Here is a 26,233-nt window from a genome sequence, read left to right as displayed (position 1 = left end):
CGGCGGCATCGTTCATTCGTCGCGGGCAGATGCGGGGCTGGAAACACCGGTCGATGCCGTCGGCCGCGTGGCTTCCGGCCCGCGGCGTCCCGTTTCATCCGCCGGCACGACACGCAAGGGTGCGTCGCGCCAAGGCGCGATGCGCGCGGTTGCCTCAGCTGCGCGTTTTGGCGGCCGTCTTCGCCGGCGCCACGGAGCCGCGCATCACCAGCTGGTGCGCCACCACCTGATCGACCACCACGCGGGTTTCGTTGCCGTTGCGACGGATCGCGCGCAGCAGGATGTCGATCGCCGAATCGGCCATGCTGGAGATCGGCTGGCGCACGGTAGTGAGCTCGGGCCAGACCGTGGTCGCGGCCGAGGTGTCATCGAAACCCACGATGGACAGATCCAGCGGCACCCGCAATCCGCGTCGGTGCGCCACCGAGACGGCCGCCGCGGCCATGTCGTCGTTGCTGGCGAAGATCGCGGTAGGCGGCTTGCGCAGCGACAGCAATTTCTCGACCGCTTCCAGCCCGGAGCGGTAGGTGAAGTAGCCCTGCTGCACCAGTTCGGCATCCCGCGCGATGCCCGCTTCCTTGAGCGCGGCCTGGTAACCCTCGAAGCGGCGCTGGCTGGCCATCTGGTTGGGATGGCCCTTGATGCAGGCGATGCGCGTGTGACCCATGCTGATGAGGTGTTCGACGATCTCCTTGCTGGCCAGGAAGTCATCGATGCGCACGCTGGAGATGTCGTGGATGAAGTGGCCGGAGGCCACCGCCACCACCGGCACGCCGGCCTTGGTCAGTTCCTCGATCACCACCTTGGATTCGCACAGCGGCGGCGGCAGGATCACTCCGCCCACGCTCTTGGCCAGCGCGCGCGCGGCCTTGCGCTCGGCGGTGGGGTCGAGCGTTTCCCAGCTGGAAATGACCAGTTGCGCGGCGGTGCGCTCCGCGCCGTGGAGCGCACCCAGCAACAGCTCGCGCAGGTAGGCGCCGCTGGGGTTGGTGTAGATCAGCGCGATGCGCACGTCCTGCGCGGCGGCAAGCGAACTGGCCGCCTGGTTCGGCACGTAGCCCAGCTCGCGCACGGCCTGCATCACTTTTTCGCGGGTCGATTCACGCACCTTGGCATGGCCGTTGACCACCCGCGACACCGTCATTGGCGATACTTCGGCGAGAACCGCTACCTCGTCGATGGTGACGGCGCGCCCTTTCCGGCGAGCCGATTTCTTGCCTGTTGTCTTCAATGCCGTTTCCTTTCAGCAGTGCGCGTCGCATTGCGCGGGCCCGTTGCCAGATTCCCGGATCCCCATCCCCACGAGGTCCAGCCATGCGCGCATGTTTGCATATGTTAGCGATAACATTCTGTTGTGACGCCAATCATCGTTCACGGCGCAGGCCCCACGGGCTGAATCGTAGCCGTTCGGGCGTTGGCTCGCGCCTGCTGGTCGCGGGTGTGGCGGTGCTGTTCGCGTGCCTGGGCGCCGGGCGCGCCCACGCCGAGGACGGCCATGATCTGTGGCTGCGCTACCACGCGCTCACCACCGCGCCGGCGGGTATCGATACCCGCCAGGCCGTGCAATTGGTCGCAGGGCCAGGCTCGCCGACCGCGAAGGCTGCCAGCGGCGAACTCATCCGTGGCCTGGGCGGCCTGCTCGGCAAGGCGCCGGAACTGTCCGGCGCGGTCAGCCGCGATGGCGCGCTGATCGTCGGCACCCCGGCCTCGTCGCCCGTCGTGGCCGGCCTGCATCTGGACACCCGCGAGCTGGGACGCGAGGGCTACCTGATCAAGAGCGTGGTGGTGAACGGCCACACGGCCACGGCGATCGTCGGCAACGACGACATCGGCGTGCTGTACGGCAGCTTCCGTTTCCTGCGCCTGCTGCAGACGGGGCATCCGGCCACCGGGCTGGACCTGCGCGATCGGCCGCAGGTGAAGCTGCGCGTACTCGATCACTGGGACAACCTCGACGGCAGCGTGGAGCGCGGCTATGCCGGCGCCTCGATCTGGGACTGGTGGAAGCTGCCCGATTACCTCGACCCGCGATACACCGACTACGCCCGCGCCAACGCCTCCATCGGCATCAACGGCACCGTGCTCAACAACGTCAACGCCGATCCGCTGGTGCTCACGCCCGCCTACCTGAAGAAGGTGGCGGCGCTGGCTGGCGTGTTCCGCCCGTGGGGGATCCGCGTGTATCTCAGCGCGCGTTTCAGCGCGCCGATCGAGATCGGTGGTTTGAAGACCGCCGACCCGCTCGACCCCGCCGTGCGCAAGTGGTGGCGCGACAAGGCCGATGAGATCTACCGCGTGATCCCCGACTTCGGCGGCTTCCTGGTCAAGGCGAATTCCGAGGGCCAGCCCGGCCCGCAGGATTACCACCGCACCCACGCCGACGGCGCCAACATGCTGGCCGACGCGCTGGCGCCGCACGGCGGCATCGTGATGTGGCGCGCCTTCGTCTACTCCGAGCACGACCTCGACGACCGCACCAAGCAGGCCTACAACGAGTTCAAGCCGCTGGACGGCCAGTTCCGCGACAACGTGCTGCTGCAGGTGAAGAACGGCCCGCTGGATTTCCAGCCGCGCGAGCCGTTCAGCCCGCTGTTCGGTGCGATGCCGAAGACGCCGCTGATGATGGAATTCCAGATCACCAAGGAATACCTGGGCTTCGCCACGCACCTGGTCTACCTCGGCCCGATGTGGGAGGAAGTGCTGCGCGCGGATACCTACGCCAAGGGCAAGGGTTCCACCGTGGCCAAGGTGGTCGATGGCCAACTGGACGGCCATGCGCTGACCGGCATCGCCGGCGTGGCCAATATCGGCACCGATCGCGACTGGAGCGGCTCGGTGTTCGACCAGGCCAACTGGTACGCGTTTGGCCGTCTGGCCTGGGATCCCACCCAATCCGCCCGCGCCATCGCCGACGACTGGGCGCGGATGACCTTCGCACCCGACGACGCGGTGGCCAAACCCATCGTGGGCATGATGATGGCTTCGCGCGAAGCGGCGGTGGATTACATGACGCCGCTGGGCCTGGCGCACCTGATGGGCGCCGGCCACCACTACGGCCCCGCGCCGTGGGACGACAGCCTGCCGCGTGCGGACTGGAACCCGGTCTACTACCACCGCGCCGACAAGAACGGCATCGGCTTCGACCGCACCCGCAAGGGCAGCGACGCAGTGGACCAGTACGCGCCGCCGGTCGCCGCGGAGTTCAACAATCTGAAATCGACGCCCGACGCCTACCTGCTGTGGTTCCACCACCTGCCGTGGGACTACCGCATGCGCTCCGGCCATACGCTGTGGGATGCGCTGGTGATGCACTACACCCACGGCGTGGACGAGGTGAAGCAGATGCGCGCCACCTGGGCCACGCTGGACGGCCGCGTCGATGCGCAACGCTACGCGCAGACCGCCGCGTTCCTCGCCATCCAGCAGCACGAGGCGCAATGGTGGCGCGACGCCAGCATCGCCTACTGGCAAAGCCTCAACCATCTGCCGCTGCCGGCCGGCTACGCGCCGCCCGCGCACACGCTCGAGTACTACAAGAGCCTTTCCTTTCACTATCCGCCGGGACATTGAGCATGGCAAAAACACCTTCATCCAAAGGCACCAGGACCGCCCGTCTCGCTTGCCTGTTGTTGGCGCCTTGCGGTCTTCTGGCCGCCACCGTCGCGCAGGCGGCGGTCGACAGTCCGGTGTTGCTGGACACCCTGTTTCAGGATCACACCGTCCTGCAGCGTGATACGGCCATTCCGGTGTGGGGGCAGGCCAAGCCAAACGCGTCGCTGAAAATAGCCTTCGACGGCAAGTCCACCACCAGTCGCGCCGACGCCAAGGGTCACTGGAAGGCGATGTTGCCGGCACTGCCGGCCGGCGGTCCGTACACCCTGAGCGTGACCGCCGCCGATGGCAGCACGCAGACGGCGCATGATGTGCTGGTCGGTGACGTGTGGCTGTGCAGTGGCCAGTCCAACATGGAGTTGCAGGTTCGCCGCACGCTGAATTTGAACAGCGAAATCAGCGGCGCCAACAATGACCGCATCCGCATGCTCACCGTGCCGCAGACCGGTGCCTCCGAGCCGCAGGATCATTTCGCCGCGCCGGTGCAATGGAAGCCCACGACGCCGCAGAACGTGGCGGATTTTTCCGCGGCTTGCTACTACTTTGCGCGCGAGCTGCAGAAGACGGTGGACGTGCCGATGGGTCTGATCAACGCGTCGCTGGGCGGCTCGCGCATCGAGCCGTGGATCAGCGCGCAGGCGCTGCGCAAGGTTGGCGGCTACGACGAAGCGCTGGACACCCTGGCGCTGCATGCCAAGGATCCGAAGGCTGCCGCCGCCCGGTGGGGCAAGATCTGGGAAACGTGGTGGCGCAAGCAGCCGCAGGTCAAGCAGGGCGACGAACCGTGGAAGGCCGGCGCAACTGAAGACGGCTGGAAAGCGGCACCCTCGCCGTTGATCAACTACCAGGAGTGGGGCGTGCCCGACCTCGCCAGCTTCACCGGCATGCTGTGGTACCGCACCACCGTAACCCTGACCGCGAAACAGGCAGCACAGGCCGCCACGCTCTCGGTGGGCAACGTCGACGAGGTCGACCAGACCTGGATCAATGGCACCGGCGTCGGCAGCAGCAGCTACGGCGGCAGTTCGCGCGACTACCCGCTTCGCCACGGCCTGCTGCATGCCGGCAAGAACCTGATCGTGATCAACGACCTCAATACCTACCAAGCGGGCGGTGTCATGGGTCCCGCCGACACGCGCGCACTGCGCTTTGCCGATGGCAGTTCGGTTCCGCTGGACAGCAACGGCTGGCAATACCGGGAGGTGCCGCAGGGCATGGGTACACCCCCGCTGGCGCCGTGGTTGGCGGTCTCGGGCACGACCGGTTTGTACAACGGCATGATCGCGCCGCTGGGTCATTACGCGCTCCGTGGTGCGCTGTGGTACCAAGGCGAATCCAACACCGGCCAAGGCGCCAGTTACCGGCGCCTGCTGGAAGCCTATCGCGATGATCTGCGCGCCCGCTTTGGCGCCCAACTGCCACTGTTGATCGTGCAGCTTTCCAGCTATGGCCCTGCACCCACGCATCCGACGGAAAGTGGCTGGGCCGACGTCCGCGAAGCGGAGCGACTGGTCGCAGCCGAAGACAAGCATTCGGGCCTGGCGGTCGCGGTCGATATCGGTGAGCGCTACGACATCCATCCGGCCAACAAGCAGGAGCTGGGCCGTCGCCTGGCGCGTGCCGCGCGGCACGTGGTCTACGGCGAGTCGCTGCCGCCATCCGGCCCGCTGCCGGTGTCGGCCACCCGCGCTGGTGATGCGGTCGAGGTCAGCTTCAAGGACGTCACCGGCAAGCTGGTGGCGTACAGCTCCAACCATCCGATCGGCTTCGAGCTGTGCGGTGCGAATGCCGGTAGCTGCCATTACGCCGATGCCGACCTGCGCGACGGCAAGGTGGTATTGCATCTGGACACGCCGGCCGCCGGTGACATGAGCCGTGTGCGTTACTGCTGGGCCGACAGCCCGTTCTGCACGTTGTACGACGAGGCCGGCCTGCCCGCCGTGCCGTTCCAGCTCGACGTCACTTCCAAGCACTGATTCGAAGGAGCCCATTCCGTGAGCACTACACAAGAAACCACCGCCCAAGGCTCCGCACGTGATCGCGAGATCGTCGAGGCGAAAGTCATCGTCAGCTGTCCGGGACGCAACTTCGTCACGTTGAAGATCACCACCCGCTCGGGTGTGCACGGCCTCGGCGACGCCACCCTCAACGGCCGCGAACTGGCCGTGGCTGCCTACCTGCAGGAGCACGTGGCGCCGAACCTGATCGGCCGCGACGCCGGCCAGATCGAGGACATCTGGCAGTTCCTGTATCGCGGCGCCTACTGGCGGCGTGGCCCGGTGACGATGAGCGCGATTGCCGCGGTGGACGTGGCCTTGTGGGACATCCTGGGCAAGATGGCCGGCATGCCGATCTACCAGCTGCTGGGCGGCCGCTCGCGCGAGGGCGCGCTGGTGTACGGCCACGCCAACGGCCGCGACATCGCCGAGGCGTCCGACGCGGTGGGCCGCTTCATCGAGCAGGGCTTCCTGGCGGTGCGCGCGCAGTGCGGCGTGCCCGGCATCAAGAAGGCCTATGGCGTTTCCAACGCCAAGGGCTACGAGCCGGCCGAGAGCGAGTTGCCGCTGGAAACCACCTGGAACACGCCGCGCTACCTGGGCGTGGTGCCGAAGCTGTTCGAGCAGCTGCGCGCCGACCACGGCGCCGACGTGGAGCTGCTGCACGACGCACACCACCGCCTCACGCCGATCGAGGCCGCGCGGCTGGCCAAGTCGCTGGAGCCGTACCGCCTGTTCTGGCTGGAGGACGCCACCCCGGCCGAAGACCAGAAAGCATTCGAGCTGATCCGCCAGCACTCGGTGACGGCGCTGGCGGTGGGCGAGGTGTTCAACTCGATCTGGGACTGCAAGCACCTGATCGAGAACCAGCTGATCGACTACATCCGCACCACCATCGTGCACGGTGGCGGCATCACCCACCTGCGCCGGCTGGCCGACTTCGCCGGCCTGCACGGCGTGCGCACCGGCTTCCACGGCGCCACCGACCTGTCGCCGGTGACGATGGGCGCGGCGCTGCACTTCGACACCTGGGTACCCAACTTCGGCATCCAGGAATACATGTTCCACACCGACGAGACCGACGCGGTGTTCCCACATGACTACGTCCTGCGCAACGGCCGCCTGCACGTGGGCGACACGCCCGGACACGGCGTCACCATCGACGAGAAGCTGGCGGCGAAATACCCGTACCAGCCCAAGCAGCTGCCGATCGCGCGCCTCGAGGACGGCGCGATGTGGAACTGGTGATGACGATGCCGACCCGATCGTTCAAGGCGCTGCTGCTGTGCCTGCTGGCCACTTGCGGCATGGCGGCGCAGGCGGCCGAGCCGGTGCTGTTCGACTGGTTCGATTACCAGGGCCACGACCGTGCGTTCGCGCAGCCGCTGCCGGCCGGACACTTCCGCAACCCCGTACTGGCCGGCTTCTATCCGGACCCCAGCGTGGTGCGGGTGGATGACACGTTCTACCTGGTCAATTCCAGCTTTGCGTACTACCCGGGCATTCCGGTGTTCGAGAGCAAGGACCTGGTGCACTGGAAGCCCGTCAGCCACGTGATCGACAAACCGACCACGCTGGACTTCGACGGCTTGAACATGTCGCGCGGCGTGTTCGCGCCCGACATCACCCATCACGACGGCACGTTCTACGTGGTCAACACCGCAGTGGACAGCGGCGGCAATTTCGTCAGCACCGCCAAAAGCGCGGCCGGCCCGTGGTCCGATCCGGTGTGGTTGAAAGGCATCGGCGGCATCGACCCGTCGCTGTTTTTCGACAAGGACGGCAAGGCCTACCTGCTCAACAATGACGAGCCCGAAGGCAAGCCGCTGTACGAAGGCCATCGGGCGATCTGGCTGCAGCAGTTCGATCCGGTGTCGCTGCAGCCGGTGGGCAAACGCCAGGTCATCATCAACGGCGGCACCGACCTGGCGAAAAAGCCGATCTGGATCGAGGGTCCGCACATCTATCAGCGCAACGGCTGGTATTACCTGATGTGCGCCCAGGACGGCACCGGGCCGCAGCATACCGAGGTGGTGTTTCGCAGCCGCTCGGTGTGGGGGCCGTATGTACCGTACGAGGACAATCCGATCCTGACCCAGCGTGACCTGCCCGCCGATCGTCCCGACGCGATCACCAATGCCGGCCATGCCGATCTGGTGGAAGCGGCCGACGGCAGCTGGTGGGCGGTGTTTCTGGCCAGCCGTGCCTACGACGGCACCCACTACAACACCGGCCGCGAGACCTATCTGCTGCCGGTCGAATGGAAGGGCGACTGGCCGATCATCCTGCCCCACGGCCGCGCGATTCCGCAGGTGGTGAAGGGTCCGGCTTTCATGCAGCGCGATGCCTCGCGGGCGCCGTTGAGCGGCAACTTCGACGCACGCGATGATTTCGACAGCACCACGCTGGGCAGCGAGTGGCTGTTCGCACGCACGCCGAAGCAGCCGTGGGCGGATCTGTCCTCGCATCCCGGCAAGCTGGCCATCCATCCGCTGGCGCGGGATCTGGACACGCTGAAGAATCCCTCCTACCTCGCCCGCCGCCAGCAGCACCTGGCATTCGACGCCAGCACCGCGCTGGCGGTGCCGGCGGCTGGCGTCGAGGCGGGTATCGCGGCCTACCAGAACGAGCATTACTGGTACGCGTTCGGCGTCAGGCAAGAGGGCGATCATCTGCGCCTGTCGCTACGCATGCATCGCGGTGACGACAAGGCCGTCGTCGACAGCGTGGTTCTGCCGGCCAGCGTGGACAAGTTGAAGTTGAAGATCAGCGGCGATGGCAAGGCCTACGGTTTCGCCTACGATGACGGGTCCGGCTGGAAATGGCTCCAAGGTGATGTGGACGGCACGCTGCTCAGTACCGATGTGGCAGGCGGATTCATCGGCGCGACGGTTGGTCCGTATGCGCGTCGACTCGACAACCAATAAGCAACGCAAAAGGGAACGATGACTATGGCGAAGCGACAGGCGTGGCGCGGCATGTTCCGCACGACAATGGCGGTGGCTCTGGGCATGGCCCTGGTCTTGCCCGTCTTCCCCTCGCATGCCGAGGGGGCCGATGCGGCGCCGTCGGCGGCGTCCGAGCCGGTCTATCGCGACCTCAGCCGCAGCTTCCACGATCGTGCCGCCGACCTCGTCGCGCACATGACGCTGGAGGAAAAGGCCGCGCAGATGCAGAACACCGCGCCGGCCATCCCGCGTCTGGGCGTGGCCGCGTACGACTGGTGGAACGAGGGCCTGCACGGCGTGGCGCGCGCGGGCCAGGCCACCGTGTTCCCGCAGGCGATCGGCCTGGCGGCCACCTTCGACGTACCGCTGATGCATGAAGTGGCCACCGCCATCAGCGACGAGGCGCGCGCCAAGTACAACGAGTTCCAGCGCAAGGGCAGCCATGGCCGCTACGAAGGCCTCACCTACTGGTCGCCCAACATCAACATCTTCCGCGACCCGCGCTGGGGCCGCGGCCAGGAAACCTATGGTGAGGATCCGTACCTCACCGAGCGCATGGGCGTGGCCTTCGTCACCGGCCTGCAGGGCGACAACCCCACCTACCGCAAGCTGGACGCCACCGCCAAGCATTTCGCCGTGCACAGTGGGCCGGAAGCCGACCGCCATCATTTCGACGTGCACCCCAGCGAGCGCGACCTCTACGAAACCTACCTGCCCGCGTTCCAGACGCTGGTGCAGGAGGCCGACGTCGACGCGGTGATGAGCGCCTATAACCGCGTCAACGGTGAGCCGGCCACCGGCAGCCCGCGCCTGCTCGGGCAGATCCTGCGCAAGGACTGGGGTTTCAAGGGTTACGTGGTCTCCGACTGCGGCGCGGTGGAAGACATCTACAAGCACCACAAGGTGGTCGACACCGTCGAGGCGGCCAGCGCGCTGGCGGTGAAGAACGGCGTGGACCTGGATTGCGGCACCGAGTACGCCGCCCTGGTCAAGGCCGTGCACGACGGCCTCATCAAGGAAAGCGAGATCGACGCCGCGCTCACCCGCCTGATGCAGGCGCGCATGCGCCTGGGCATGTTCGACCCGGCCAGCAAGGTGCCGTGGTCCGACGTGCCGTATTCGGTGAACCAGTCGCCGCAGCACGATGCGCTGGCGCGCCGTGCCGCGCGCGAGTCGATGGTGTTGCTGAAGAACGACGGCGTGCTGCCGCTGTCGAAGGACATCAAGCACATCGCGGTGATCGGTCCCACCGCCGACGACGTGATGGCCCTGGTGGGCAACTATCACGGCACCCCCGCCGACCCGGTGACGATCCTGCGCGGCATCCGCGAGGCGGCGCCGCAAGCGAAGGTGGTGTACGCGCGCGGCGTCGATCTGGTGGAAGGCCGCAGCGATCCCACCGGCATGCCGCTGGTGGAGGCGCAGTACCTGCGTCCGTCCGCCGGTGATGCCGAGCGCGGCCTGCGCGGCGAGTATTTCCGCAACACCGACCTGTCCGGCACCCCGGCGCTGGTGCGGGTGGACCCGATGATCGGCTTCAACTGGGATCGCGGCTCGCCCACCGACAACCTGCTCGCCCGCGGCGAAGCCCAGCCGGATCAGGCGGTCCCGAGCGACAACTTCTCCATCCGCTGGAGCGGCCAGCTGCTACCGCCGGTGAGCGGTGAATACGTGCTGGAAGCGGCCGCCAACGACGGCGTGCGCGTGTACCTGGACGGCAAGCCGGTGATCGACCGCTGGGAACGGGCCGACAGCCTCACCGCCACCCAGGCCAAGCTGAAGCTGGAAGGCGGCCACGCCTACGACATCCGCGTGGAATACAAGGAGCTGGAACGCGACGCCGGCGTCCGCCTGGCCTGGCGCATGCCTGGCGCCAAGGCGCCGTTCGAAGCCGCGCTCGATGCGGCGAAAGATGCCGACGTGGTGGTATTCGCCGGCGGCCTCACCAGCGACGTCGAAGGCGAAGAGATGAAGGTCAACTACCCCGGCTTTGCCGGCGGCGACCGCACCGACCTGCGCCTGCCCGCCACCCAGCGCAAGCTGCTGGAGGCGCTGCAAGCCACCGGCAAGCCGGTGGTACTGGTGCTGACCAGCGGCTCCGCGCTGGCGGTGGACTGGGCCAACCAGCACCTGCCCGCGGTGCTGCTGGCGTGGTACCCCGGCCAGCGCGGCGGCAACGCCGTGGCCGACGTGCTGTTCGGCAAGGCCGATCCCGCCGGTCGGTTGCCGGTGACGTTCTACAAGGCCAGCGAAAAGCTGCCCGCGTTCGACGACTACCGCATGGACGGCCGCACCTACCGCTACTTTAAGGGCGAGCCGCTGTACCCGTTCGGCTACGGCCTGTCGTACACCAAGTTCACCTACGCGGATCTGAAACTCGACCACAACAAGATCGGCAAGAACGACAAGCTGCACGTCACGGTGAAGGTGCACAACGCCGGCAAGCGCGCTGGCGACGAAGTGGTGCAGCTGTACCTGCGCGGCGTCGGCACGCCGCACGAACGGTCGAACAAGGACCTTCGCGGCATCCAGCGCATCACCCTGCAACCGGGGCAGACGCGCGACGTGTCGTTCGATGTTTCACCGGCCACCGACCTGCGCTACTACGACACCAAAAAGGCGGCCTACGCCGTCGATGCCGGGCGTTATGAAGTGCAGATCGGGGCCTCCAGTGCGGACATTCGTGCCACGCAATCCTTCACCGTCGACTGAGTACCGAGCTTGATGATGTCCAACGCACCACAGCAGGCGCGCGGCGAAAGCCGCGTCGTCTGCTTCGGCGAATTGTTGTTGCGATTGTCGCCGCCGGGGCAGGAGCTGCTGCTGCAGTCCCCGCACCTCGAAGCGCGCTTTGGCGGCGCCGAGGCGAACGTCGCCGCCTCGCTGGCCATCCTCGGCCACCACAGCGCCATGGTGAGCGCGCTGCCGGACAACGCCATTGGCCACGCCTGCGCCGCGGAACTGCGGCGCCATGGCGTGGACACATCCGGCCTCCGTTTTGCGGATGGCCGTATGGGCGTCTATTTCATCGCGCCGGGTGCCATGCAGCGCCCCACCGAGGTGGTCTACGACCGCGCCGGTTCGGTGTTCGCCTGCACCGCGGCCGCGGTGCACGACTGGCCGCGCCTGCTCGATGGCGCCCGCTGGTTGCACCTGTCGGGCATCAACCTGGCCCTGGGTGATGCCAGTGCGCAATCGGCACTGGCCGCCGTGCGCGCGGCGCGTGCGGCTGGCGTCAGCGTCTCGTTCGACTGCAACTACCGCAGCAAGCTGTGGGGTGAGCGTGCGGCGCAGGCACCCGCGCTGCTGCGCGAGGTGTTGGCCGAGGCCGAGCTGGTGTTCGGCAATGAGCGCGATATCGCATTGATCCTGGATGCGACGTTCGACCAGGACGATGCCCCACAACGTTTCCATGCGGCGGCCGAGCTGGCCTTTGCCACCTTCCCGCATCTGCGCCTGATGGCGGCCACCGACCGGCGCCACCTCGACGTGGACACGCATGACCTCAGCGGCCTGCTGGCCACGCGCGAGCAGGTACTGACCACCCGGACGCACCGGCTCGCCCGCATCGTGGATCGCATCGGCGGCGGCGATGCCTTTGCCGCTGGCCTGCTGCATGGTTTGCTGCGCGACATGGCCGGGCAGGATGCGCTGGACTTCGCCATCGCCGCCGCCTGCCTCAAGCATTCGGTACTCGGCGACGTGAACCTGCTGCGCGAGGCCGACATGTTCGCGCTGCTTGCCCAGGAAGGCTTCGAGGTGCGGCGTTGATGGCGCCGGCCGCACGCTTGTCCGCCGCCACGTTGCCGGCGTTGCCGGCGACGGTGATCCGCCCGAACTACGACCCCGCCGCCGTGCGCATCGGCATCGTGCACATCGGCCCCGGCGCGTTCCATCGCGCGCACCAGGCGGTGTATGTGGATGACCTGCTGGCCGACCATCCGAACTGGGGCATCTGCGGCGTGTCGCTGCACAGCGCCGGTGTGCGCGATGCGCTGGGCCCGCAGGACGGGCTGTACACGCTGGCCCTGCTGGACGAGAAACCGTCGCTGCGAGTGATCGGGGCGATCCGCGAATTGCTGGTGGCAAGCGAGGAGCAAGCCGCTGTGCTGGCGCGGCTGGCCGAGCCGGCGGTACGGCTGGTCACGCTGACCATCACCGAAAAAGGCTATTGCCTGGCGGGCGAGGATCTGGATCTCGCCCACCCCGACATCGCACACGACCTGGCCGCGCCGCAGACGCCACGCAGCGCCATCGGCTACGTCGTCGCCGGCCTGCGCGAACGACGTGCGCGCGGCGTTGCACCGTACACCGTATTGAGCTGCGACAACCTCGCCGGCAACGGCCATCGCCTGCGCCGCGCCGCACTGCAATACGCGGCGCGGATCGACGCGGAACTGGCGGCGTGGATCGAGGCCGAGGTGGCCTTCCCCTGCTCCATGGTAGACAGCATCACCCCCGCCACCGACGACGCGCTGCGCGACAACGTGGCCGCCGCGCTGGGCTGCGCCGATGCCTGGCCGATCCAGCGCGAGGCGTACACGCAATGGGTAATCGAGGACCGCTTCTGCAACGAGTGCCCGCCGTTCGAGCGCACGGGCGCCACCCTCAGCCACGATATCGCCGGCTACGACCGCGCCAAGCTGCGCCTGCTCAACGGGCCGCATTCCACGTTGGCCTATCTCGGCTCGCTGATGGAACTGGAGACGGTATCCGAGGCGATGGCCGAGCCGTTGTTGGCCGGCTTCATCGAGCAGTTGATGCGCGATGACATCGTGCCCACGCTGCCAGTGTTGGCCGGCTTTGATCCGCAGGCCTATGTCGACGCCATCCTGGCCCGCTTCCTCAATCCCGCCATCCGCCACCTGCTGGCGCAGATTGCCTGGGACGGTTCGCAGAAAATTCCGGTGCGGCTGCTGGGCACGATCGCCGAGGCGCTGGCCGCCGGCCGGCCGATCGATCGCTTGTGCTTGCCGGTGGCCGGGTGGCTGCATTTCGTGGTGCGCCAGGCGAAAAACGGCGTGCCCATCGTCGATCCGCTGGCCGATACGCTGGCGCGCATCGGTGCGGCCTGCATCGGCGCGGCCGACAACGTCGATGCCTTTCTGGCGCTGGACAGCGTGTTCGGTGCGCTGGCCGGCGATATCCGCTTCACCACCGCGCTGCGCGCTGCCTATGCCGCATTGGCGCCGGCCACGCCGGACGCGGTGCGCCGTGCGCTGACCGATGTCTGAGGAAGCTCAGAAACAGTCGTCATCCCGGCGAGGAGCTTTTTCAACAGCGAAGCTGGTCAAGCTGGAATGACGAGCAGGGCTTGACGACCTTTTTTCCATCCCGCTTTCCAGGAGCATCCCATGCATCCCAACCTGACCCGCCACACCACCGCCGACGGTCCGCGCTGGGCTTTGGACGGCCATTACCTCCCCGCCGAGTTCAGCCTGTCGGCGTGGCTGGCACTGCCGGCTGATGCGGCGCAGGCGCAACTGGCATCGGCCGTACGCGGCACGCCAGCCGATGGCGCGCTGCTGGCGCCGATCGAGGACGCGCAGGAAGCGTGGGCCAGCGGCGTCACCTACCTCAGCAGCCGCATGGCGCGCGAGGCGGAATCGCAGAGCGCCGACGTCTACCAGAAGGTGTACGCGGCGGCGCGGCCCGAGCTGTTCTTCAAGGCTTGCGGCTGGCGCACCAGCGGCCACGGCCAGCCCATCCGCGTACGTGCCGACAGTGCCTGGAACGTGCCCGAGCCAGAACTCGTGCTGGTGCTGGACAGCGCCGGCGGCATCCGCGGCTACGCGGTGGGCAATGACGTGTCCTCGCGCAGCATCGAGGGCGAGAATCCCTTGTACCTGCCGCAGGCCAAGGTCTACGACGGCGCCTGCGCGATCGGCCCGGGCATCCGCCTGTGCAGCGCCGACGACCTGCGCGACCTGGCCATCGCGCTGGAAATCCACCGTGGCGGCGCGGTGGCGTTCGCGGGGCAGACCCGCAGCTCGCAGATCAAGCGGGCACTGGAGGAACTGGCTGGCTACCTGTTCCGTGAGCTGGCGTTCCCCCACGGCGCCTTCCTGTTTACCGGTACCGGCATCGTGCCGGACGAAACTTTCACCCTGCAGGCCGGCGATGTGGTGCGCATCGACATCGGCGGCCTGGTACTGGAGAACCCCGTATCATGAGCAACCCCACTTCCATGCAACCCATCCTCGTCGACGGCCGCTGGGTCCAGGCGCAGGCGCCGGAAGGCAGCTTCCATGCGTTCGATCCCTCGCAGGGCAAGGAGCTGGACGCGCACGACTACCCGATTTCCGGCTGGGCCGATCTGGACGCGATGCTGGACGCCGGCCAGCGCGCCGCGGCCGCGATGGCGACGTTGCCGGGCGAGCGCATCGGCGCCTTCCTCGACGCCTACGCCGCCGCCATCGAGGCGCGCGCCGATGCGCTCGTCGAAACCGCGCATCGCGAGACCGGCCTGCCGCTGGAAGGGCGCCTGCGCAATGGCGAGTTGCCGCGCACCACCGGCCAGTTGCGCCAGGCCGCCAACGCCGCGCGCGACGGCAGCTGGGCCCGGCCCACGATCGACACCGCCGCCGACCTGCGCTCCATGCTTCGCCCGTTGGGCGGCCCGGTGCTGGTGCTGGGGCCCAACAACTTCCCGTTCGCCTTCAACGGCATTTCCGGTGGCGATTTCGCCGCGGCGATCGCCGCCGGCAACCCGGTGATCGCCAAGGCACACCCGGCCCATCCGCACACCTCGCTGCTGCTGGCCGAGGCCGCGCTGGAGGCGCTGCAGTCCAGCGGCCTGCCGTCGGGCGCGGTGCAGATGTTCTTCCACACCAGCAACGAGCTGGGGCTGCGCGTGGTGGCCGATCCGCGCACCGCCGCGGTGGCGTTCACCGGCAGCCGTCCGGCCGGCATGGCGATCAAGGCCGCGGCCGACGCGGCCGGCACGCCGGCCTACCTGGAGATGTCCAGCGTCAACCCGGTGTTCGTGCTGGGCGGTGCGCTGCGCGAGCGCGGCGCGGCTATCGCCGCCGAGCTGGCCGCCTCCTGCGCGATGGGCGCGGGCCAGTTCTGCACCCGGCCCGGCGTGACCGTGCTGCCGCCGGGCGCGGATGCCGATGCCTTCGTGCAGGAAATGCAGCGGCTGACCGCGGCCACGCCCGCCGGCGTGCTGCTGACGCCGCGCAGCCCGCAGCTGGTGGCCGAGGCGGTGAACGCACTGCGCGACGCCGGCGCCGAGTTGCTGGCCGGCGGCGAGATCGCCGACACCGCCGGTTACGCGTTCCAGCCGACCCTGCTGAAGGTCTCCGGCAGCCGCTTCATCGAGGCACCGCGCGCGCTGCAGAACGAGGCCTTCGGCCAGGTCAGCCTGCTGGTGCTGTCCGAGTCGCAGGCGCAGTTGCAGCAGATCGCGCAGGCGCTGGAGGGCAACCTCACCGGCACCATCTACAGCGACACCGGCGGCGCCGACGATGCCGAATACGACGCGCTGGCCCCGGCGCTGCGCCACCGTGTCGGTCGCCTGATCAACGACCGCATGCCCACCGGCGTGGCGGTGTCGTCCGCGCAGAACCACGGCGGCCCGTACCCGTCCACCGGCCATCCCGGCTTTACCGCCGTCGGCATCCCGGCCTCGCTGCTGCGCTTTGCCGCGCTGCACAGCTACGACCACGTGCGCCAGGAAAGGCTGCCGATCGCCCTGCGCGATGCCAACCCGACCGGGTCGCTGGTGCGTCTGGTTGACGGGCAGCTGACCACGGCCGACCTGTGATGGCCGGCGCGCAAAGTGACGATGCCCTGCTGGATGCCATCCTGGGCGACGGCGCCCCGCTGACCACCACCCGTACCAGCGGCGAAGGCCCGGCCGGCAGCCTGCCGGTCGACGACACCACCATGCGCGAGGCGCCCAGCGGTCACCTGTTCGGCATGACGCAGAACGCCGGCATGGGCTGGCGCGCCAGCGAGATCGGGCGCGATCCGTACCTGATCCTCAGCACCCAGGGCGGCCTGCGCGCCGAAGATGGCCGGCCGTTGGCGCTGGGCATGCACACCGGCCACTGGGAGCTCGACAAGCTGGTACGCACCGCCGCCGAGACTTTGGCGGCCGAAGGCGGGCTACCGTTCTCGGTGATGTGCTCGGACCCGTGCGACGGCCGCACCCAGGGCACCACCGGCATGTTCGACAGCCTGCCGTACCGCAACGATGCGTCGATGACGATGCGCCGGCTGGTGCGCTCGCTGCCGAACCGGCGTGGCCTGCTGGGCATCGCCACCTGCGACAAGGGTCTGCCCGCGATGATGATGGCGCTGGCCGGCTCCAGCGAGCTGCCCGGGGTGATCGTGCCCGGCGGCGTGACGCTGCCGGCGCGCGGCGCCGAGGACACCGCCAAGGTGCAGACCATCGGCGCCCGCTACGCGCACGGGCTGATCGACCTGCAACACGCCGCCGCGATGGGCTGCCGCGCCTGCGGCTCGCCCGGCGGCGGCTGCCAGTTCCTGGGCACCGCAGCCACCTCGCAGGTGATCGCCGAGGCGCTGGGCATCTCGCTGCCGCACAGCGCGCTGGCGCCGTCGGGCGAGCCGGTGTGGCTGGACATGGCGCGGCGCTCGGCGCTGGCGCTGGTGCGGCTGGCCAAGGCCGGCACGCCGTTGTCGGCCATCCTCACGCGCCAGGCGCTGGAGAACGCGCTGCTGGTGCACGCCGCCTTCGGCGGTTCCACCAACCTGCTGCTGCACGTGCCGGCGATCGCCCACGCGGCCGGCCTGGCGCCGCCCACGGTGGCCGACTGGACCGCCGCCAACCGCGCCACGCCGCGCCTGGTCGACGCGCTGCCCAACGGTCCACGTCATCACCCTACGGTGCAGGTATTCATGGCCGGCGGCGTGCCCGAAGTGATGCTGCACCTGCGCGCCATGGGTCTGCTGCATCTGGATGCGCCCACCGTCAGCGGCCGCACCGTCGGCGAGAACCTCGAATGGTGGGAGCACAGCGAGGCACGCCGCATCGCCCGCGAACGTCTGCGCGAATTGGACGGCATCGACCCGGCCAACGTGATCATGGGCCCCGATGCCGCGCGCGCGGCCGGGCTCACCTCGGCGCTGGTGTTCCCGGTCGGCAACCTCGCCCCCGATGGTTCGGTGATCAAGGCCACCTCGATCGACCCGACCGTGGTCGACGACGACAACGTGTATCGCCGCACCGGACCGGCGCGTGTGTTCGCCTCCGAGCACGAGGCGATCGTGGCGATCAAGCGCAAGGGCGAGGGCGCGGTGGTGGCCGGCGACGTGGTGGTGTTGGCCGGCTGCGGTCCCGCCGGCACCGGCATGGAGGAGACCTACCAGCTCACCTCCGCACTGAAATACCTGCCCTGGGGCAAGCACGTGCCGGTGCTCACCGACGCGCGTTTCTCCGGCGTCTCCACCGGCGCCTGCATCGGCCACGTGGGGCCGGAGGCGCTGGCCGGCGGCCCGATCGGGCGGCTGCGCGACGGCGACCTGGTGCGCATCGAAATCGATCGCAACAGCTTGCAGGGCCGCATCGACTTCATTGGCAGCGATGCCGACCAGCCGCTGTCGCGTGACGAGGCCGCCGCCATGCTGGCCGCGCGCCCGATCCACCCGGCGATCGCACCGCACCCGAAGCTGCCCAACGACACGCGCCTGTGGGCTGCGCTGCAGGAAGCCAGCGGCGGTACCTGGGGCGGTTGCGTGTACGACGTGGACGCCATCGTGGAGACGCTGCGCGCGGGACGCGAGGCGCTGGCGCGGCAACGCGGGGAGCAGGTCGCCGACTGAACAATCACGCCGGCGCCGCGGCGCCGGCACACCACGCAGCGTCGGCCCAGGTCGTCGCGGTCATGCATGAAGCTGTTCGCACCAGGGGAGTTACTGGATGGTCACGTTTCTCATCATCGCCGCGGCTATCGCCGTGCAGATCTTTCTCACCGCGCGCAAGGTCAGCCCGTTCCTGTCGCTGCTGCTGACCGCGATCCCGATGGGCCTGCTGCTGGGCATGTCGCCGCAGGAGCTGCTGAAGACCATCGACCACGGCGTGGGCAGCACGCTGGCCGGGCTGGCGCTGGTGATCATCCTGGGCGCGGTGCTGGGCAAGGTGCTGGAAGAGAGCGGCGCGGCGGAGAAGATCGCCACCACCCTGGTCGCGAAACTGGGCCTGCGCAACATCCAGTGGGCCTTGCTGCTGACCGGCTTCATGGTCGGTATCCCGCTGTACTTCAATGCCGGCTTCATCATCCTGATCCCGCTGATCTTCTCGCTGGCGCGGCGCACCGGCTTGCCAATCCTGCAACTGGCCATTCCCACCGTGGCCTCGCTCAGCACCACCCACTGCTTCCTGCCGCCGCACCCGGGGCCGGTGTTCCTGGTCAACGCGTTCGGCGCCGACATGGGCCACACCCTGATGTACGGCGTGGTGCTGGCGATACCCGCGGTGGTGATCGCCGGCCCGTGGCTGGCGCGGCGAATGAAGGCGATCAACCCGCCCATGCTGGAGCTGTTTGCCGGCCCCACCACCACGACCGACCAGTCGCCGCCGGGCGCGTGGAGCTCGTTCCTGATCGCGCTGTCGCCGATCTGGCTGATCGGTCTCTCGGTGCTGGCCGACGGCGTGCTGCCCAAAGGTGTGCTGCGCGAAACCCTGCTGTTCCTGGGCAATCCCACCATCGCCCTGCTGCTGGCCACCGTGGCCGCGTTCTACTGGCTCGGTTACCGCCGCGGCGCGGCGCTGGAAACCCAGACCCGCTGGCTCAACGCCGCCATCAGCGGCATCTCGGTAATCCTGCTGATCATCACCGCCGGCGGCGTGTTCAAGCAGGTGCTGGTGGACAGCGGTGTGGGCGCCACCATCGCCGAGCTCAGCCGCACCTGGCAGATGACGCCGCTGGTGTTCGCCTGGCTCGCCACCGCGCTGCTGCGGGTGATGATCGGTTCGTCCACGGTGGCCGTGCTCACCGCCGCCGGCGTGGTCGGCCCGCTGATCGCCACCACTGGCGCCTCGCCCGAGCTGATGGTGCTGGCGGTGGGCTGCGGCAGCGTGTTCGGCTCGCACGTCAACGACTCGGCGTTCTGGATGTTCAAGGAGTTTTTCAACCTCTCCATGAAACAGACCTTCCTGTCGTGGACGGTGATGGAGACGACAATCTCGCTGATCGGCCTGGCCGGCGTGCTGCTGTTGAACACGGTGGTGGGCTGAGCCCGCCCCTGCCTCACCCGCCGAGCTGACGATGGCCCACGCGCGGGCCGCGGGTGCTGTCGCCCCGCGCGTCCTTGGTCCGGTGGAATGCATCGAGAGAAAAGAGCCCGCTTGCCGGACGGCACACGCGTCGGCAAGCGGCAATCGCCGTGACTGTCCGCGCCCCGTTGCAGGCGGCGCGGACAGTCGTGCGGCGGGTCAGAACGTGGCGCGGATCACCACTTCGGCACGACGATCGTTCACGAACGTGCTGCGCAGGTAACGGTTCTGGTCGACGTAGCCGGACGGCGCCAGCGTCGGGTTGTTGATGCGGGCGTCGCTGTCGGCATACGTCGACGGCCCCATCAGTACCTTGGTCTTGGCGTTCGTCAGGTTGTTGAGCAGGAGCCCGACCTTGACGTTCTTGTTGATATTGAAGAACACCGAACCGTCCAGCTGGCCGAAGCTGTCGCTCCACACCGGCACGTAGGTGTCACCCGAATCCTGCTCGGCCAGCAGGTAGCGATCACGCCACGACCAGGCCAGTCGTGCCGACCAGTTGCCGTATTCGTACATCGCGGTGAAGTTGTAGCTCTTCGGCGACAGGCCCTGCATCGGCAGCGGCTGGTTGTTGACGATGAACTCCGCATCGCAACTGCCGTTGTTGTGGTTCGGGTCGCAGGACGTGGTGCCGGCGATGCGCGAGCTCTTCAGGTAGGTGTAGTTCGCCTGCACGCCAAAGCCACGCCAGGCGCCCGGCAGGAAGTCGAAGAACTGCGAGTAACCGATCTCGAAGCCCTTCACCGTGCCGTCGCCGGCGTTCACCGGGCCACTGACCGGCAGGGTCTGGCCGGCGATGTTCTGCAGCCAGATTTCGTCGGCGATGTAGTTCTTCAGCTTCTTGTGGAACAGCGTGGTGTAGAGCTGTCCGGTGGGAGCGAAGTACCACTCCAGCGAGGTGTCGAACTGGTCCGAGATCATCGGCTTGAGCGCCGGATTACCGCCCGACGTGGCCTTCCAGCCAGCCAGCGTCGACTGACCGCCCGGCGTCGCTGCCCACGAGGCGCCCACTTTCAGATAGGCGTTGAGCTGGTTGATGGCCGGACGGGTGATGGCGCGCCCGGCGGCGAAACGCCACTGCAAGTCGTCGGTGAGCTTGTAGCGCAGGTTCAAGCTCGGCAGTGCGTTCTTGTAGCTGGTGTGGCCTTCCATCGGCTCGGTCAAGCCGCTGAACATCACGTCGATCACGTCCTGGGGATAATTGCCCAGGCTGCCGGAGGCGCTGGAGAGCGAGGGGAAGGTGACCGAGCCGTTCGAGCGCACGCTGGTACGCACCAGGCGCAGGCCGACGTTACCGTCGAAGCGGTCGTCCGGTGTGCCGAAATACAGCGAGCCGTAAAGGGCCTGGGTCTTCTCCCACATGTTGTTGTCGCTCATCGGGCTTCCCGGCGTGCAGGAGCCGTCGGTGGTTTCCTGCGGGCACCAGATGCCGCCTTCCAGCGCGTGCGAGCGCAGCGCAGGAATCGCCTTGCGGTAGTTGCTGACCAGCTCGCTGCTGGGGAACCACAGCGTGGTGGGTACGTTCGCATCCCCACGATAGAAGTTGCCCAGCGTCTCGTAGGACTGCATCCAGCTCGGCAGGGTGTCGGCGCGGGCCAGGTCCTCGGGCGAGTTGTACGTCAGCCAGTGCGTGTTGAGCGCGCCCCAGTTGTACGAGCTGTTGGTGTTGTTGCTGTAGCGGTGGCTGTTGGTGGCACGCACACCCACGCGCAGCGAGCGCACTACCGCACTGTCGAAGTTGACCTCCAGGTCGATCTTGGCGGCCCGCTCCAGGCCGTAGTCGTGCTGGAGATGGTCCATGGCGGACCACAGGATGTAGTTGTGCCCGTCGGCCAGGTAGGCCGGGTCGGTGACCGTCACGCTGGGCACGCTGCCGCTGACGTCGAGCGAGAGCGGCGGCATGTAGATCTGGTTGTAGACGGTGAAGTCCAGCGTGTTGCTGACGGATTTCGCCAGCTGCAGGTCGCCGCTCAGGATCACGTTGTCGGTGAGGTTGACCTTGAAGCCGTTGGACCAGTCGGTGGTTTGCGTGAACTGCTGGGCATCGCGGTTCGTCGTGTAGTACGCGTTGTTGCCGAACGGCCCCAGTGCCGGGTCGCCGCGCCACGCCGACGAGGTGATGGTGCCGGTCTGGAATACCCCACGGTCGTCATAGGTGAAGTTGGTGCCATTGGCCGGCAGCGGGTTGTAGAAGTTGCCCTCGTTGGACTGCACGAAGTGCTCGGACCAGTGCAGGTTGTAGTTGGAGCGGAAGAACTGCGAATAGATCTCCCAGCGGTCGTTCGGCTGCCATTGCAGGCCGCCGTACAGGCCGATGCGGCGACGATCCATGTCCATGCGGCGCCAGTTGACGCCGCCGGGTACATAACCCTGGCCATTGGGCGCGCCATCGGCGACGGTGGCGCCGAGGTCGTTGCGCCAGTTGCCGTCGGCGTCCTGCAACCAGGTGTCGGGGCCGTCGGTCTTGGTCGGGCGCAACACGTAGGGCTGTACCTGCACGCCGTCGCTGCGCGTGGAAAGCTCGGAGATCGCCACGTCGAACAGCGCGCCGAACTTGCCGTAGGTATCGCTCTCCCACACGTTGCTGTACAGGAACGAGGCCGCCGGCTTGTGCTTCTTCGCCATGTCGCCGTCGTTGATGCCGAAGGAGAACGCGGTGGTCTTGCCGGTATCGAACGGCATGCGTGTGCGCAGGTTCACCGTGCCGCCGATGCCGCCTTCGATGATTTCGGCGGACGGGTTCTTGTACACGTCCACGCCGGCCATCAATTCCGCCGGTACGTCCTGGAAGCCCAGCGCGCGGCCGTTGTTGGCCGAGAAGCTGGTGCGGCCATTGAGCAGGCTGCCGACGTAGGGCAGGCCGCGGATCAGCACGCCGCTGCCCTCGGCCGCCGGATGGTTCGGGTCGTCGTCGGCCAGGAAGTGATCCACGGTGACGCCGCTGATGCGCTGCAGGGTTTCGGTGACGCTGCGGTCGGGCAGCGCGTTGATGTCGGTGGCCGTCACCGAATCGATGATCTGGTCCGCATTCTGCTTCAGCGATTGCGCCGACATCAGGCTGGCGCGAATGCCGGTGACCGTGATGGCACCCATTTCCGACACGTCCGGCTTGGCCGCCGTGTTCTTTTTGGATGGCGCCATCGCCGCCGACTCGGGCGCGGTGGTTGCCGGCGCGTCCGTGTTGGCGTCCTGCGCCTGTGTCAGGCATGGCGCACCTACCAGCGCCATGCCCAGCGCGATGGCGGCGGCAAGCCGCGTCTCGCGAAACCGATGATTTCCGCGCGCGCGCGCTCCGCCCAGCAGCAGCTCTTGGCTGTTCCTCTTCATGTCTCCCCCTTCTCGATGGATGGAACGTGCGCAGCCCCCGCTGCGCCGTCTCCATTTTTCTGCGTACCAGTAAAATCCCCAAGCCTGGCCGCGGCAATTGCTATAGCTTGGATAGCGCTAACATTTTTATCTGTATACGCGCGCCGCGAGCGATTTCATATACGGTTTTTTCCAGTATCGCGCGAGCGGCGGCATCGCTTGCCAGCCATGGCGCGCGCTTGGCGTAGCGCCGCGACCTAATGCCGCAGCGGTACCGCCAGCACCGCATCCAGCGCCGGCTTGGGCTGGTGGTGGCGATCGAACAGCAGCGGGTAATTGGTGCGGTCCGGGATCGGGTAACCGTTCTTCCACGACATGTCGTCGGTCACGCCCCAGACCGACACGCGCTCCAGCTTGTCGCGCTCGCGATGGAACAATGCGAACAGCGCGGCGTAGCGGTCGGTCAGCTGCCGCTGCACGTCGGCCGGCAGGCCATCGCGATAAGGGTCCAGGAACTTCTTGAACTCCGGCAGCTGAAACTGCGGATGGGTCATGCCCTGGCCGATGATCTGGCCCTCCTTGGTCAGCGGCAGCACGTCCACATCCAGCTCGGTGATCGAAACCTTGACCCCGGCCGCGGCATACGCGTCGATCGCCGCCTCGATGTCGGCCAGCGACGGGTAATCCAGCCCCCAATGGCCCTGGATGCCCACGCCGTCGATGCGGATGCCATGCGCCTTGAGCATCTTCACCATGCGCACGATGCCGGCCACCTTCGTGGGTCGCCACGCGTTGAAGTCGTTGTAGTAAAGCTCCGTGTTTGGCGCGTAGCGGGCGGCATTGCCGAAAGCCAAGCGCATCAACTCGTCGCCATCGCCGATGCCGCGCACCCATGCCGTGTCGCGGTAGTTGCCGTCGTCGCCAATCTGCTCGTTCACCACATCCCAGCTGTCGACGCGCCCGGCATAGCGGCCGGCCACCTTCTCGATGTATTGGCGCATCCGCTCGGCCAGCTGCTTGCCCGGCAGCGGTTGGCCGGCGTCGTCCTGGAAAAACCACTCCGGCGTCTGGTTGTGCCACACCAGGGTGTGGCCCACGATGAACATGTGATGCTTCTGGCCGAAGTCCACAAACGCATCCGCCGCCTTGAAGTCCCACTGGTCGGGCAAGGGATGCACCACCTCGGCCTTCATCGCGTTCTCCAGCGTGATCGCGTTGAAATGCTTCAGCACCAACGCCCGCGACGCCGCATCCTTGCCGCTGACGATGTCGTCATTCACGGCCGTGCCGATCAGGAAGTCGTTCGCGTACGCCTGCTTGAGCGTGGTAACCGGCGCATTGGTGGCATGCGCAGGCAGCGCACAGGCGGCCAACAGCAGGAAGGCGGACGCTGCGGCATGGATCGGGCGAAGGGCAGTGCGTCGGTGGGTCATGGTGGCTCCGGTCATGGCCAAGCTGCGGAAAGCGCGGGCGCACCACCGATGATAGACAAATCCACGCCGTCACCCCGACGCCCCCACCAACGCCGCGCAAGCCCGTTGCCCGAAAACCAGCGCGCATTCCCCGCGTTACACCTCGCTTTTGTGCGCGTAACTCATACGCCCGCAAAAGTGTTGTGTAACACTGCGGGAAGGCTGCGGACCAGCACGAATCCGCCGTGCCGGGCTCAATATCCCAACGGATTTCGTTGCTTGTGAGGTCAAGACAGCCGCCGCATACTGCGTGCAACGCCCCGTTTCTGGGGGCTACTTAGCGTTAGGCCCCGAGGGGAGCTTCATGACGAGTCCTGACAGCAACCACTTTCACGATCTACCAGCATTCACGGCAGACTTCGTCGCCGAGAGAGTTCCTACGCTTTAGTGGACACCCTGAACTACCACTTCAGGATTGCTCACCATGCCAAAACCAGGTCCACGAACAACCTATCGATATACCGATGATTTCAAGGCGACGGCCGCCCGTTTGAGCCAGTTGCCCGGGGTCGCCGTACAGGACGTTGCTGCCTCGCTTTACATCCATCCGTTCATGCTGTCTCGTTGGCGAAAACAGGCGCGCGAGGGTGTGATCATGACGAAGGGTGTGGCGGTGGACAAAGCGGTAGCAGCCGAGCTCAAGGACCTGCGCCGCGTGAAGAAGGCCTACGAGCAGCTGAAGCTCGAGCATGACCTTTTAAAAAAAGCGATCGCGTTCACTTCCGGTCGAAAGGTGACATCTTCGCCTTCATCCAACAGCAGCAAGTGTTCCACCCCGTGAGGTTGTTGTGCCGACTGTATGGCGTCAGCGCGAGTGGCTTCTATGCCTGGCGTGATCGTCCGGCCAGCCAGCGCACGCAGGAGGATGCACGCCTGCTCGGGAAGATTCGCCAGATCCATGATGACAGCCGGCAGACCTATGGCAGCCCGCGCGTGCACAAGGAGTTGCAAAACAAGGGCGAGCCGGTCGGACGCCGTCGGATTGAGCGATTGATGCGGGACAACGCCGTGCGGGGGTGCTCAGCCGATTTGTATCGACGCTGTCCCGGCGTGAATCGCTTCTTCTCCAGCGTCGACAATCACGTCCATGAGCTAGAGGTGGATCGACCCGATCAGGTGTGGGTCACGGATGTGACGTATCTGAAAGTGTCGGGTACGTGGCGCTACCTGGCCACGGTCATGGATCGCTACTCGCGACGACTGCTGGGCTGGTCGCTGGGCCCGGACCGAACCGCTCGCCTCACCCGTCGAGCGCTGGCCGCAGCCCTGCGTCAACGCAAGCCGCCAGCCGGCACGCTGTTGCACAGTGATCGCGGCGTGGAGTTTCTGGCCAGCGATTTCAAGCAGGCGCTGGCCAGCGCCGGGTTGGTGCAGAGCGTGAATCGCCCGCACCGCATGACCGACAACGCACACATGGAATCGTGGAACAAATCCATGAAGTCCGACATGTATCACCGCCAGAGCTTCACCAGCGAATCCAACCTCAGAGCTGCCGTACGCAGCTACATCGATTTCTATAACAGCAAGCGCTTACACTCGGCACTTGGCTATCGCTCTCCCGTCGAGTTCGAAGCCTTGGCTGCCTAACCGGAGGGTGTCCACTTTTGCGTAGGAACTCTCCTCCAGCGTTAGGGATGCTCTGATCTATTGAGT

The 26,233-nt window shown here is 67.2% G+C and carries 16 protein-coding genes; 13 read left to right on the top strand and 3 right to left on the bottom strand.

Annotated elements, in window-relative coordinates; translation table 11 throughout:
• Positions 1 to 154: 154 nt before the first annotated feature.
• Positions 155 to 1,231, bottom strand: coding sequence for a LacI family DNA-binding transcriptional regulator (locus tag UU9_RS09345; RefSeq protein ID WP_040670694.1), 1,077 nt, complete (start codon positions 1,229 to 1,231; stop codon positions 155 to 157).
• 161 nt (positions 1,232 to 1,392) lie between these two features.
• Here UU9_RS09345 and UU9_RS09340 point away from each other — a divergent pair, with 161 nt between their 5' ends.
• The 11 genes from UU9_RS09340 to UU9_RS09290 all read left to right on the top strand — a co-directional run bounded on the left by UU9_RS09340 (position 1,393) and on the right by UU9_RS09290 (position 19,763).
• Positions 1,393 to 3,570 carry an alpha-glucuronidase family glycosyl hydrolase gene (locus UU9_RS09340; RefSeq protein WP_425476842.1) on the top strand — a complete coding sequence of 726 codons (2,178 nt, stop codon included), beginning with the start codon at positions 1,393 to 1,395 and terminating at the stop codon, positions 3,568 to 3,570.
• Positions 3,571 to 3,572: 2 nt separating this feature from the next.
• Positions 3,573 to 5,588, top strand: coding sequence for a sialate O-acetylesterase (locus tag UU9_RS09335; protein WP_083838950.1), 2,016 nt, complete (start codon positions 3,573 to 3,575; stop codon positions 5,586 to 5,588).
• A gap of 18 nt (positions 5,589 to 5,606) precedes the next feature.
• Entirely contained in the window at positions 5,607 to 6,857 is a 1,251-nt protein-coding gene (manD, locus tag UU9_RS09330; RefSeq protein WP_007081499.1) for a D-mannonate dehydratase ManD, read from the top strand.
• Entirely contained in the window at positions 6,857 to 8,536 is a 1,680-nt protein-coding gene (locus UU9_RS09325; RefSeq protein WP_007081498.1) for a glycoside hydrolase family 43 protein, read from the top strand. The genes manD and UU9_RS09325 overlap by 1 nt, the downstream gene beginning before the upstream one ends.
• Before the next feature lie 84 nt (positions 8,537 to 8,620).
• Positions 8,621 to 11,269, top strand: coding sequence for a glycoside hydrolase family 3 C-terminal domain-containing protein (locus UU9_RS09320; RefSeq protein WP_050982426.1), 2,649 nt, complete (start codon positions 8,621 to 8,623; stop codon positions 11,267 to 11,269).
• A gap of 12 nt (positions 11,270 to 11,281) precedes the next feature.
• A complete protein-coding gene (locus UU9_RS09315) occupies positions 11,282 to 12,328 on the top strand; it encodes a sugar kinase (protein ID WP_007081496.1) in 1,047 nt (348 codons plus the stop codon).
• The gene (locus UU9_RS09310) at positions 12,328 to 13,791 is read left to right on the top strand and encodes a mannitol dehydrogenase family protein (protein WP_007081495.1); all 1,464 of its coding nucleotides are present in this window, start codon (positions 12,328 to 12,330) and stop codon (positions 13,789 to 13,791) included. The genes UU9_RS09315 and UU9_RS09310 overlap by 1 nt, the downstream gene beginning before the upstream one ends.
• A 120-nt stretch (positions 13,792 to 13,911) precedes the next feature.
• Entirely contained in the window at positions 13,912 to 14,730 is an 819-nt protein-coding gene (locus UU9_RS09305; RefSeq protein ID WP_007081494.1) for a fumarylacetoacetate hydrolase family protein, read from the top strand.
• Complete coding sequence (locus tag UU9_RS09300; protein WP_007081493.1) at positions 14,727 to 16,325, top strand: aldehyde dehydrogenase family protein; 1,599 nt, start codon at positions 14,727 to 14,729, stop codon at positions 16,323 to 16,325. The genes UU9_RS09305 and UU9_RS09300 overlap by 4 nt, the downstream gene beginning before the upstream one ends.
• The gene (locus tag UU9_RS09295; RefSeq protein WP_007081492.1) at positions 16,325 to 18,349 is read left to right on the top strand and encodes a YjhG/YagF family D-xylonate dehydratase; all 2,025 of its coding nucleotides are present in this window, start codon (positions 16,325 to 16,327) and stop codon (positions 18,347 to 18,349) included. Before UU9_RS09300 ends, UU9_RS09295 begins: the two co-directional genes overlap by 1 nt.
• 97 nt (positions 18,350 to 18,446) lie before the next feature.
• Positions 18,447 to 19,763 carry a gluconate:H+ symporter gene (locus UU9_RS09290; RefSeq protein ID WP_007081491.1) on the top strand — a complete coding sequence of 439 codons (1,317 nt, stop codon included), beginning with the start codon at positions 18,447 to 18,449 and terminating at the stop codon, positions 19,761 to 19,763.
• A gap of 198 nt (positions 19,764 to 19,961) precedes the next feature.
• Here UU9_RS09290 and UU9_RS09285 read toward each other — a convergent pair whose 3' ends face one another.
• Together UU9_RS09285 and UU9_RS09280 are read right to left on the bottom strand one after the other, a co-directional pair.
• A complete protein-coding gene (locus UU9_RS09285) occupies positions 19,962 to 23,129 on the bottom strand; it encodes a TonB-dependent receptor (RefSeq protein WP_007081490.1) in 3,168 nt (1,055 codons plus the stop codon).
• Positions 23,130 to 23,365: 236 nt separating this feature from the next.
• Entirely contained in the window at positions 23,366 to 24,541 is a 1,176-nt protein-coding gene (locus tag UU9_RS09280) for an endo-1,4-beta-xylanase (protein ID WP_007081489.1), read from the bottom strand.
• 463 nt (positions 24,542 to 25,004) lie between these two features.
• On the opposite strand from UU9_RS09280, the gene UU9_RS09275 reads away from it, so the two are divergent.
• Together UU9_RS09275 and UU9_RS09270 are read left to right on the top strand one after the other, a co-directional pair.
• Positions 25,005 to 25,361, top strand: coding sequence for a transposase (locus tag UU9_RS09275; protein WP_040670695.1), 357 nt, complete (start codon positions 25,005 to 25,007; stop codon positions 25,359 to 25,361).
• Positions 25,319 to 26,167, top strand: coding sequence for an IS3 family transposase (locus UU9_RS09270; RefSeq protein ID WP_156804249.1), 849 nt, complete (start codon positions 25,319 to 25,321; stop codon positions 26,165 to 26,167). Before UU9_RS09275 ends, UU9_RS09270 begins: the two co-directional genes overlap by 43 nt.
• Positions 26,168 to 26,233: the final 66 nt, after the last annotated feature.

Source organism: Rhodanobacter fulvus Jip2, assembly GCF_000264315.1.
GTDB lineage: Bacteria > Pseudomonadota > Gammaproteobacteria > Xanthomonadales > Rhodanobacteraceae > Rhodanobacter > Rhodanobacter fulvus.
The sequence above is the reverse complement of the archived record's forward strand: the minus strand, read 5'-3'. Positions and strand labels throughout refer to the sequence as shown.